This window comes from Vibrio sp. 10N.261.55.A10, assembly GCF_041470825.1.
Taxonomy (GTDB): Bacteria; Pseudomonadota; Gammaproteobacteria; order Enterobacterales; family Vibrionaceae; genus Vibrio; species Vibrio crassostreae_C.
The window spans coordinates 25,777-34,110 of record NZ_JBFRNC010000004.1 but is presented as its reverse complement, the minus strand read 5'-3'; the positions used below and the strand labels follow the sequence as shown (position 1 = coordinate 34,110).

Sequence of the window (8,334 nt, the reverse complement as noted above, 5' to 3'; positions counted from 1 at the left end):
CTTTAACTGATCGGCATTACACCTCGAGTGGGCTTTTTTGTCCCTGGAAAGCCTCGTTTTTACTGAATCAATAATCTTTGGAACAAACTAGCGCTCACCATCAACTATTCGTCCCGCAAATCAGAGTTTCAAAATTCATCGTTGACAAAGTTTGATAATCAAACTAAATTTCAAATTATTACTTTGATTGTCAAATTACTTGTCAATCAAAGGGCTTTTATTTGCAACGATCATCTAACCACAAACACAAGCTAAGGACGCCATTTTGAGTTTTCCAACACGTCACCAACACAACTTTTCTTCACATAACAGTCAAGGTGAGAAACGCACGTTCTATGTCCTGTTATTGACCGTCGTTACCATGGTTGTCGAAATTGTTGCAGGTACTATTTACGGCTCGATGGCATTGCTTGCCGATGGTTGGCACATGGGGACGCACGCCGCAGCGTTTGGTATCACCTTATTTGCATACCGTTATGCGAAGAAACATGCCGAGAGCGAACGTTTCTCTTTCGGTACTGGCAAAGTCAGCGTGTTAGGGGGCTACACCAGCGCGATTGCATTGGGGATTGTGGCATTGTTGATGCTGGTGGAATCAGTACATCGTTTGTTTAACCCACAAGCGATTCAGTTCAATGAAGCGATCATCGTTGCTTGTATTGGTTTAACTGTGAATGTGGTGAGTATGTTTTTACTTGGCGATCACCATCATGATCACGGACACGAGCATGGCCACAATCATAGTAAGAATTACGGTCATTCACATAGCCATGAGCACGACAGCGACCATGGTCATAAACATGGCGAGCATCACGGACACCATCATGATCACAACCTACGCGCAGCCTACATGCATGTGTTGGCGGATACTCTAACTTCGCTGCTTGCGATTGTTGCGCTGCTATTTGGTAAGTTTTACGGTTGGAACTGGTTAGATGCAGCAATGGGAATGGTTGGCGCATTCGTGATTGCTAAGTGGACGATGAACCTTATGAAACAAACCAGCCCAATCCTGCTGGATGAGAATATCGACCAAGATTATCGTGACTCAGTGACCAAAACCTTAACGCCTTATGCGTCGGTCACCGATTTCCATATGTGGAAGGTGAGTGGGCATCACTATTCAGCAGCGATTACTCTTGAATCAAACAGTGATAAAACCGTCTCTGAATATAAACAAATGCTCGCCAAGTTTGATAAGATTAATCATCTTACTCTTGAAGTGCATTCAAACGACCATGCGAAATATAGAACAACTTAACCAAATACTGACTGAGTTCTACGATAAAATGTCTTCGTGGGAGCAGTCTGTTGTCAAAGAGACGGGTTATTCCCTGGCTCAAGTACACACCATTGAAGTACTTGGTATGCATGGTGCGTTAAGAATGAAAGAGCTCGCTGAAAAGTTGGGTATTACCACGGGTACACTTACTGTTCAAATAGAAAAGTTGGTTAAAGCTGAATTGATTGAGCGCCATGAACACCCAACAGATCGTCGTGCGATTGTGGTTGCGTTGACGGATGAAGGGCAGAAGATACACGTTCACCACAATCAGCTTCACTTGAATTTGGTTAATGAGCTGACGCAAGATATCGAAGAAGACGAGAAAGCGGTGTTATTGAAGTGCCTAACCAAGATGGTAAAAGCGTTTTAGCCAGCCTTGAATTCGCACCTAACTCTTTAGCTGCAAAGCGATTGACTAGAAAATCAAAAGATGGACCTGACTCGAATTGAGTAGGTCCATTTTTTTCGCCGTTTACGCTCTACTGTACAATCATCAATAGACGGATTCACTGTTTAAAAACCAAGTCAAAACCTCCAATATTGCGCTTCGCTCGTGCTCTTCTGGAGAGCCAAAAAAATGTCATCATAAATAATGCGTCCAAATGTGCGTCAAAGTCTTTTTATTCAATGCCTTGTATGCCGTGGTGTTCAGTCTGTTTATGTTCCGTCAAATAGCTGTCTCTCACTTTTATCATTCAACTAATGTACATGTATTCAATTTGTGTTATTGATGCTTTTATCTTTAGTGAAAAGATTCATTCTCTGTTTGAATACCATTGAGAATGTCACTGCTGGTGGGCTGAACAGTCGCTAGATTTAGTGCTCATTACTGATACAAAAAATATAACAATAACCAGGTCGCGCAAGTTGTATTCCATGCTTCGATGCGATCAATTAGATACTCATAGTTAATTTAGTAAAGACGAGCCACGTATATGAATATAAAGAAAAAGCTCTATTCGTTGGGGATGTTCTCCATCTTCGGCATGATTTCACTGCTGTTTACCACATCACAATTTGCAGACACCACCGCTCAAATGAGCGAAGCCAAACAAATTACCAAAGAGCTTGAAGTGCGTTTGCTCAACCTTCGCCGTAACGAGAAAGATTTTTTACTGCGTAGCGATATGAAATACCTCGACAAGTTCGACGTAAACTACAAAAAATTCTTAGCGTCTGAATCTGAGCTAGATACAGTGCTCAGTGATTTAGGTTTAGCCAACAGCACACACCTACGTGAAGACATCGAAACCTACCACACCAGCTTTGTTAACTTAGTTAAAGCGAGCGAAGTCTATGGGCTAACACGTGACAAAGGTATGCTAGGCGAGTTTCATGTTTTGCTCGATAACATCTGCGCGACAGCCAGTGCGGAACAAAAAATCGAGCTTTACCTGTTCAATGACTTAATTGAGAAGGGGGAGTTTGACCCGAGTGTTCTTTCTATAACTTCAAATATGAGTAGCTCAGCAGCTTTGATTGACGCTGCTCGCCAAGTGGTTGAGCAAAAGCGAGTGATTGGCTTGAAGCACAACGAAGGTCTGCTTGGGCAAGCTCGCTCGGGTTCTCATGCTATCGAAACTCAATTTAAAGAGTTCTCCGCGGTGCTAGACCAACAAACGCAGCAAGAGATGGACAAACTATCGCTGATCAACAACATCCTTTGCGTCACACTACTTGTGTCGATCATTCTGTTCAGCTGGTTAATCGTCCGTTCTACCATTGGCAAAATTGAGTCACTGCTTTCGGTTATCCGTAATATCGTTAACTCAAACGACGTGTCTATTCGCTCTCACCTAGATGGTAAAGACGAACTCAGCACGCTAGGCCAATACTTCAACCAACTGTTGGATCAACTGGAAGGGCTTATCGCTGCCTCTCAATCTAAGTCACTGCAACTGACACAAAGCACATCGAACATGCATGATGAGCTAGAGTCAGTAATCAAACAGTTTGAAGTTCAAGCAAATCACACATCTACAATGACAACGTCAGTTCAAGAGATGGTACTCACCATTGGCGAGATCTCTGAAAGCACATCGGTTGCCGCTGAAGGTGTACATCAAGCGAAAGTGAATGCCGATAAAGGCCGTGAAGTGGTGGTTGAAACCATCAGCAACATCACCCAGTTGTCTGAACGTCTTTCAAGCAGCCAAGATTCGATCAGTTCACTGAACCATCATGTTGACCAGATCGGCGATGCAGTAAACATCATCCAAGGCATTGCAGAACAAACTAACCTATTGGCATTGAACGCAGCAATTGAAGCAGCACGTGCGGGTGAACAAGGTCGTGGCTTTGCGGTAGTTGCCGATGAAGTACGCGCACTAGCAAGCAGAACGCATCAATCGACCACAGAGATAACTTCAGTGGTGAGTGCAATTCAAAGCCAGATGCAGGCGTCGATGGCAGAGATTGGCGAGTGTAATCAACAAGGTCAACTAACGCTGAAAGATTCGGAAGAGCTGGATGCGAGCTTGCAACTTATCTTGAGCGACATGGAAAGCATCCAAGGTAATTCAGAACGTATTGCTTCAGCGATTGAAGAGCAGGGCGCAGTAATGGCGCAAGTGAGTGACTCAATTACTGAGCTGAACACTATCTCGAACGACAATAACGCTTCGGCGCAGCATTGCTTAGTTGAAGTGGACAAGGTAGCAGAGCAAGCGAACGATATGGACCAAGCGGTCGCGCAGTTCAAGACTTCATAAACGACATAGAACTTACTAAAACAAAAGGCGTGGATCATCTACGCCTTTTTTGTGCCTGAAATTCAACTAAATAAATGACAAGAATAAAAAAACGGCCCGATCTGGGGGAAGATCTGGGCCGTTATATTAGGTATTTAAAGGGGAATTACTTATTTCGGCCTTCTAGCACATCCAGTGCCAGTTCAACCGCTTTATCAATATTGTCGCATCCCGCTAACTTACCTGAACTGATAGGACCAAGCACATTAGCGTATAACGAGAGCTGCTTGTTAAATGGCAGGCTCAACTGCTCATATAAACGCTGGCGAATCTCGGCATGTTGCTCAGGAGCGTGAGCAGCAAGGCTTTTCAAAGTGTCATAAACAAGAGTGGTGGTAGTGTTCATTCGTCTCTTTATCATTAAGTGGGAGGCGCTTATTTTATAATCTTTTCAGGTTCTTTTACTGTGATATAAGTCATACAATATTATTAATGTGTTTATCTTTTGAATCTAATGAGAATAAGGCATTCCAAAATAGACTTAAGTATCTGTGAAATATAACTAAAATAATGACAGACTATCGAATAAACGAACGTATTGGCGCGTTTCTGGCAAACGGTTAAATCTATAGGAAGAGGAACAACATGCACTACGACGTATTCAACGGAGACGCAGATGGCATAATCGCGTTGTTACAGCTGCGATTCAGTGAGCCAAGAGAGAGCGTGCTCATTACAGGTGTAAAGCGTGATATTAAGTTGGTCTCTCAAGTTGTTACTCAAATTATGGAGCCGGGTAAGCAAGGTGACATTTCTTCCGTTACCGTTTTAGATGTGTCGATGGAAAAAAACTTATCTGCATTGCACTCACTGCTAGACGCCAACATCAATGTATTTTATTGCGATCACCATCGAACTGGTGAGGTACCAACTTCTGATCATTTAGATACTCTGATTGATACCGCGCCAGAGAGCTGCACGAGCTTGCTGATTAACCAGAAGCTGAATGGTGCGCATGTGGCTTGGGCAATCGCGGCTGCTTTTGGTGATAACCTAAAAACAGTGGCCGCGCGGCTAGCGGATGAAAATGGATTCGATCAATCTCAAACAGAGTTTTTAGAAGAGCTAGGTACCTTGGTTAACTACAATGGTTACGGTTCTTCATTAAGCGATTTGCATTTCACGCCAATTGAGCTCTACCAAACCCTTTATCAATACCCGAACCCATTTGACCTTTTAGATGATAAAAACTCTGTGTTTTATCGACTACGAGCTGCTTATCAAAATGATCGTCAACAGCTATCAAACCTTGCTCCTGTTTATGAAAGTGAAGTCGCACGCGTGTTTGAACTGCCAGGTGAGACGTGGGCAAGGCGCATCAGTGGTGTATTTGGTAATGAAATCGTTAATCAAGATCCAAACCGAGCGCAAGCAGTATTAACGAAAAACCAAGATGGCGAGTCTTACACGGTGAGCTTACGTGCGCCATTATCAAATAGAACGGGTGCAGACGAAATTTGCTCAAGTTTTGCGACTGGCGGAGGAAGAAAAGCAGCGGCTGGAATTAATCAACTTAATGAACTTGATAAGGTGAATTTTATTTCACTATTGGATGCATATTATTCATCTGGCACTGAAGGTTAACTGAAAAACTCCCGACGTATACATTCAAAATTCTACAAATTCTTGCTCCTATATTCCGTTATACGTGTGTATTGCTAGCACATGTATGATGGCTATATCCAGGCTGTTTTAGTGATATCACTCGCAATGGCATCTGGTCTGAGGTCAGTAATTACGGCGTGTTTGGGGTGATTTTTGCCGATTTAAAGTTCATTTTTTCCTATCGGTGACTTTTTATACTTTTGGTTAATTATCTTAGTGAATTAAGGTTGATTAAATATTTACATGGTCAATGCATTCGACCGAAAATAACAGTTTTTAGCATTTCAATTTGAATGAAAAGTCAAAGTCATATTGATTATGATATTCAATCTGTGACTTAAAATCACAAGTTAAATCAAAGGTCATCTTTTCCTATAAATTCCATTACTTCTCTATAAATATTCATGATTACAATGAATTGGTTCGGTTGTGATTGGCACAGCTGTTAAGTAAGGAAGTGGGACTAATGTTGAAACGTAAAGCTCTACAATTAGCAGTATCGGTCGGCATGGCGGCTATGTCTGGCGCTGTTTATGCGAATGGTTCAGATATGACGAATCCAGACTCTGGCGTGGTGGTTGGCTATTGGCATAACTGGTGTGACGGTGGCGGCTACCAAGGTGGTAATGCGCCATGTGTGACGTTGGATGAAGTGAACCCAATGTACAACATCGTGAATGTGTCATTCATGAAGGTTTACGATGTGGCTGATGGTCGAATCCCAACTTTTAAACTGGACCCAACCGTTGGGTTATCAGAAGAACAATTTATTGACCAAATTGCCGAACTCAACAAGCAAGGCCGTTCTGTACTGATAGCGCTGGGTGGTGCTGATGCACACGTAGAACTTGAAACGGGTGATGAAAGAGCCTTTGCTGATGAGATAATCCGCCTTACTGAGCGTTACGGTTTCGATGGCCTAGACATCGACCTTGAACAAGCAGCCGTAACCGCAGCAAACAACCAAACGGTTATTCCTGACGCACTTAAGCTAGTAAAAGATCACTACCGTGCCGAAGGGAAAAACTTCCTTATTACTATGGCGCCTGAGTTCCCGTATCTAACGACAGGCGGTAAGTACGTTCCTTATATCGATAATCTAGAAGGTTATTACGACTGGATTAACCCACAGTTCTACAACCAAGGTGGCGACGGTATCTGGGTTGACGGTGTGGGCTGGATTGCTCAAAACAACGATGCATTAAAAGAAGAATTCATCTACTACATCTCTGATTCTCTGATCAACGGAACGCGCGGTTTCCACAAAATTCCACATGACAAGCTGGTGTTTGGTATTCCTTCAAGTATCGATGCTGCAGCGACGGGCTTTGTGCAAGATCCTCAAGATTTATACGACGCGTTCGAGACCTTAACGACTCAAGGCCAACCGCTGCGTGGTGTAATGACTTGGTCTATCAACTGGGACATGGGTACTAACAAAAACGGTCAACAATACAACGAGCAGTTTATTAAAGACTACGGCCCGTTTGTACACGGTCAAGTGACGCCACCTCCAGTCGAGGGTGAGCCAGTTCTTAAAGGTGTCGAAAATACCCGTGTTCTTCACGGCACAACGTTTGACCCAATGGAAGGCGTAACAGCAACAGATAAAGAAGATGGCGATCTAACGTCATCAATCGATGTTGAAGGTTACGTTGAAACCAGCGTTATTGGCACTTACGTTTTAACTTACCGAGTGCAAGACAGCGATAACAACGAAACTACTAAAGCGAGAACGGTAGAGGTTTACAGCCAGAAGCCAGTATTTAATGGCGTATCTGACACAACAGTTGTGTTGGGTAGTGCATTTGATGCTATGGCAGGCGTGACGGCGAATGATGCTGAAGATGGCGACCTGACAAGCACTATTACACACACTGGCAGTGTCGATGTAAATGAAATCGGCAACTACACACTTGTGTATAGCGTGACAGACAGCGCGAACCAAACCGTAACCGTTGACCGTAAAGTGTCTGTAACTGATGGTTCTAACTGTGCTGCTGCATGGGATGCCGACACCGTTTATGTTGAAGGTGACCAAGTATCTCATGACGGTTCAACGTGGGGAGCAGGTTGGTACACTCGCGGCGAAGAGCCAGGAACAACGGGTGAGTGGGGCGTTTGGAGAAAAGTTTCAGACTCTTCATGTGGTGGTAACCCAGATCCGGGCGATGACTTAGAGCTTTCGGTTTCAGGACTTCAATCACAATATGCGCCAGATAACGGCAACGTGCGTTTAGATCTGACACTGACATCAAATGAAGCATTAGATGTTACCGCTATGGTGATCAACAGTGCAGGTACTATGGTTGAGCAAACTAAGGTTAACGTAACGGACAGCCGTGCTATTACCATCGACTTATACGATGTAGCGGAAGGGCAATATGCACTTGAAGTAGTCGGTAAAGCATCTGACGGTGAAATGGTGATGGTAAACGATTCGTTCGCTGTTAAAGACGGTGGCGGAACAACACCTCCTCCAGGTGATTACCCTCCATATGAAGCGGGCACAAACTACGCAGCGGGTGACATTGTGGTCGGCAGCGATAATGGCTTGTACGAATGTAAGCCTTGGCCATACACGGCATGGTGTGCAAGCGCGTCTTACGCTCCAGCAGATAGCCAATACTGGCAAGATGCTTGGACAAAGCTGTAGTCTGATAGCTCAACGCTAGCAATATAAAGTAGACGATC

Annotated in this window: 6 protein-coding genes; 5 read left to right on the top strand and 1 reads right to left on the bottom strand. The window is 43.8% G+C overall.

All coding sequences use genetic code 11. The annotated features are described in order from the left end of the window. Positions 1–265: 265 nt before the first annotated feature. The 3 genes from dmeF (at position 266) to AB4274_RS01500 (ending at position 3,996) form a co-directional block, all read left to right on the top strand. Positions 266–1,261 (top strand): CDF family Co(II)/Ni(II) efflux transporter DmeF, encoded by a 996-nt coding sequence (gene dmeF / locus AB4274_RS01510; protein WP_372110670.1) that lies wholly within the window; start codon positions 266–268, stop codon positions 1,259–1,261. Beyond that, positions 1,239–1,655, top strand: coding sequence for a MarR family winged helix-turn-helix transcriptional regulator (locus tag AB4274_RS01505; RefSeq protein ID WP_017059185.1), 417 nt, complete (start codon positions 1,239–1,241; stop codon positions 1,653–1,655). The genes dmeF and AB4274_RS01505 overlap by 23 nt, the downstream gene beginning before the upstream one ends. Positions 1,656–2,271: 616 nt before the next feature. Further along, positions 2,272–3,996 (top strand): methyl-accepting chemotaxis protein, encoded by a 1,725-nt coding sequence (locus AB4274_RS01500; protein ID WP_372110673.1) that lies wholly within the window; start codon positions 2,272–2,274, stop codon positions 3,994–3,996. Positions 3,997–4,141: 145 nt separating this feature from the next. Here the strand turns inward: AB4274_RS01500 and AB4274_RS01495 are convergent, their stop codons facing one another. Further along, positions 4,142–4,381, bottom strand: coding sequence for a PAS factor family protein (locus tag AB4274_RS01495; RefSeq protein ID WP_004733935.1), 240 nt, complete (start codon positions 4,379–4,381; stop codon positions 4,142–4,144). 239 nt (positions 4,382–4,620) lie between these two features. Here AB4274_RS01495 and AB4274_RS01490 point away from each other — a divergent pair, with 239 nt between their 5' ends. Both AB4274_RS01490 and AB4274_RS01485 read left to right on the top strand, forming a co-directional pair. Further along, a complete protein-coding gene (locus AB4274_RS01490) occupies positions 4,621–5,619 on the top strand; it encodes a DHH family phosphoesterase (protein WP_372110667.1) in 999 nt (332 codons plus the stop codon). Between the two features lie 487 nt (positions 5,620–6,106). Then, positions 6,107–8,296, top strand: a complete 2,190-nt coding sequence (locus tag AB4274_RS01485; protein WP_372110665.1) for an immunoglobulin-like domain-containing protein — start codon at positions 6,107–6,109, stop codon at positions 8,294–8,296. Positions 8,297–8,334 lie beyond the last annotated feature (38 nt).

Bases quoted from the DNA above. Each gene is read 5' to 3' on its own strand.
- AB4274_RS01505 (WP_017059185.1), top strand. From the start codon at position 1,239: ATGCGAAATATAGAACAACTTAACCAAATACTGACTGAGTTCTACGAT.
- AB4274_RS01500 (WP_372110673.1), top strand. From the start codon at position 2,272: ATGATTTCACTGCTGTTTACCACATCACAATTTGCAGACACCACCGCT.
- AB4274_RS01485 (WP_372110665.1), top strand. From the start codon at position 6,107: ATGTTGAAACGTAAAGCTCTACAATTAGCAGTATCGGTCGGCATGGCG.
- AB4274_RS01495 (WP_004733935.1), bottom strand. From the start codon at position 4,381: ATGAACACTACCACCACTCTTGTTTATGACACTTTGAAAAGCCTTGCT.
- AB4274_RS01490 (WP_372110667.1), top strand. From the start codon at position 4,621: ATGCACTACGACGTATTCAACGGAGACGCAGATGGCATAATCGCGTTG.